General features: G+C 32.1%; 3 protein-coding genes. All 3 read right to left on the bottom strand.

Annotation, left to right across the window (positions count from 1 at the left end; genetic code table 11):
• Nucleotides 1–415, bottom strand: a 415-nt coding sequence (locus LS81_RS10885) for a phage baseplate assembly protein V (RefSeq protein ID WP_237022243.1), incomplete at its 3' end; no start/stop codon positions are given.
• 51 nt (nucleotides 416–466) lie between these two features.
• A complete protein-coding gene (locus LS81_RS10880; protein ID WP_052096671.1) occupies nucleotides 467–1,168 on the bottom strand; it encodes a lysozyme inhibitor LprI family protein in 702 nt (233 codons plus the stop codon).
• A gap of 2 nt (nucleotides 1,169–1,170) precedes the next feature.
• Nucleotides 1,171–1,571, bottom strand: a 401-nt coding sequence (locus LS81_RS10875; protein WP_138069956.1) for a hypothetical protein, incomplete at its 5' end; no start/stop codon positions are given.

Genomic DNA, 1,571 nt, shown 5'->3' with positions numbered 1-1,571 from the left:
TATATTCATTATAGTCTTTTTGTGCTCTTACATAGATTTCTTCATTATCTTTTATATTTGATAGGGTAAGTTCATTATAACCTTGTTCAATGGTGTTTGCTGTGTTTGAATGCTCTGTTTGTGATGAATCTGCTTGGTTTAGTGAATCTGATGAGTTTCTTATATTTGTTAAGTTTATTGTTCTGCTTGATAAAGAAGTCTTATGGGAATCTAGGGGATTATGTATTAGGCTAGGATTAGTTGTATTATATAAACTTCCAGATATAAATGGCTTATCTATATCATTATCTAAGAAAGAGATTATGACTTCATCTCCAATTCTTGGAGTATGATAAAAACCAGAAGAGTTGCTTGCAATAGGGTAGGCTACTCTAAGGAATGGTGCGACAGAGTGTAGTATCTTACTGAGATTCATATTTGCAAGGGATTGAGAAGAAGTGTGTAGTAATAGAAGATATATTTCTCATCACTTAGAATGCACCTTGACAATCAATTTGCCTGTTTTGTCTATTAGGTTATCGTAGTAGAGATAAAATAAACCATCCCAAAGAGCATCATATTTTTGTAAAATATCTTTATATTCCCCTGTGTGTTTGTAAAATATCTTTGCAAAAAGCTTTGGGTTATTTTTCAAAAGATATTCTGTTAAATCTTGTATCCCAACACGATAAGCCCAAACTATAAAATCCTCATACGCCGAATAATCATTTTCTATTCGAAACAAGACTTGACCAGGGAAAGTAGCAGGGTCGTTATCCTTTGCTAGATATGGTAGCTCCAAATCACATTTATCTCTTTCTTTCATCATTTTTCTTGCTATATTTCTAACCTTTGGTTTTTCATTTTCTGGAAGATTTTTTATTACAAGATTATAATAGCTAGTAAAAAAATTATCCACTTTAGCAAGGGTATTAGATTGACATATAAATAATTCTGTATCTTTCTTTGCTTTAGTACAATCAAAGCTAGGTTTTACACAACTTGAAAAATCCTCATATTCTATATAGTCCCTACATCTCTCAAAAAATAATTGTTGTATTTTTTCAATTTTCTCTAAAGGGGCTATTCTTTCAAAGATGACTCTATCTGTGCGTAAAGAGCTTGCAGCATAGAGTGAAATGCTGAAAAATATAAGAGTATTGAAAAGTATTTTTACACTATTTATCATCGTTAAAAATCCTTAAAGATATTTTGAGATTTAATTCTTGCATGCTGCTTGGTTCTCTTATCTAAGCCATTTGTACCGCCATTGACTGAAACACCAATGGCTAAAACGCTTTTTATGGTATGTATTTCTTTTTTGCCCGCTTTTCTTGTGGTTGCTACATTGCCATTTGTCTCATCATTGGCTATTTCATAGAGATGCTTTCCTCTAAATATTGAGATTTCTGGATAGTTTTTAGCATCAGCAGAGCATTTTTTATCATTCCAAAACCACACTGCACTAAGCAAAGCTATCTTGCCATTATCAAGCAATGCTTTTCTATGTTCCTCATTGTTTAGGAAGTCTTTGGTGTCATTAGGATTGTGTTTATTATAGTAGGATTGGAAGTTTGCGTAGTTACTTCTAC

It is taken from the genome of Helicobacter trogontum (assembly GCF_000765905.2).
Taxonomy (GTDB): Bacteria; Campylobacterota; Campylobacteria; order Campylobacterales; family Helicobacteraceae; genus Helicobacter_A; species Helicobacter_A trogontum.
The sequence above is the reverse complement of the archived record's forward strand: the minus strand, read 5'-3'. Positions and strand labels throughout refer to the sequence as shown.

Excerpts from the sequence above, each read along its gene's own strand:
- LS81_RS10880 (WP_052096671.1), bottom strand. The coding sequence starts at position 1,168 with ATGATAAATAGTGTAAAAATACTTTTCAATACTCTTATATTTTTCAGC.